Origin of the sequence: Paraburkholderia sp. 31.1 (assembly GCF_014397645.1) — a bacterium.
GTDB lineage: Bacteria > Pseudomonadota > Gammaproteobacteria > Burkholderiales > Burkholderiaceae > Paraburkholderia > Paraburkholderia tuberum.
This window is the reverse complement of record NZ_VZQN01000175.1, coordinates 1-900: the sequence shown is the minus strand read 5'-3', so window position 1 is coordinate 900 and position 900 is coordinate 1. Positions and strand designations below refer to the sequence as shown.

Here is a 900-nt window from a genome sequence, read left to right as displayed (position 1 = left end):
CCATCATCTCGAAGCGCTCGTTTGCATCGCCCTTTATGTAGAGTTGCGCGCCGACCGTCGAGAGCTGGCGCAGGCCTGCAAGGAACTTCGGATCGAACTGGAGTGCCTGTGGTGCCAGTTCGTTCGGTGTCCAGTGATCGCCTTCGAGCTTGAGTACGCCCGCGAGTTGCGTCGAGATGAAACGGGCGACCAGGCCGGTGTCGGGACGCACGAAGCGGCCGAGTTCGGCGAAGGATGCATCAGCCTGCGTGTCGAAAAACGGATAGCGTCCGCTCATCGTGGCATTGAACGGTGCGGCGACGCTCGCGCGCCACGCCTCGTTCAGGCTGGCCGCCGCCGGTTGCAGGATCGTCTGCCACGCGGCTTCGAGCGGCTGCGCAAACGCCGCGTTGCCAAAGCCTGCCCATGCGGAGCCGAGACTTGCGGCTGTCAGCGCCGCATCGTCACGCGCCTGAGACAGCTCCGAGAGCTTGCCCTGGAAGACCGCCTGCGCGAGCGAGCGCGCCATCGCCTGTGCGTCGGGACTGCCTGCGATCTGCTGCAGCTTCAGACGCATCGTGGTGACCGCCGTCAGATAGCGCGACAGGCTGACGCCACTCAGCGCGACGTTCGTCGATGCACCGGCCTTGCCGTTTCCGCTGTTCGTCGCTGCAACGCCGCTCTCTCCCATCAATGCAAGCAGCGGGCCAAATGACTTGTCCAGCGGATTGACGGTCGGGGCATTCGCGTCGTCGTTGTTGCCGATCAGGCTTTGTGCCTTGCGCACCAGCGTGTCGGTCAGCGCCTGCGAGGGTCGTCCCGCCTGCGCCTGGTACTGCACCGACTTCATCAGCGCGATCAGCGGCGAGGTCTGCGCGTCGGCGAGACGGGTGAGTTGATCGATCGCCCCGTTCAGGTTCG

1 pseudogene is annotated in these 900 nt (G+C 65.1%); it reads right to left on the bottom strand.

Going from position 1 to position 900, the window contains the following annotated elements:
* Positions 1–900: pseudogene (locus F6X37_RS38160) on the bottom strand (type VI secretion protein VasK); the annotation flags it as partial.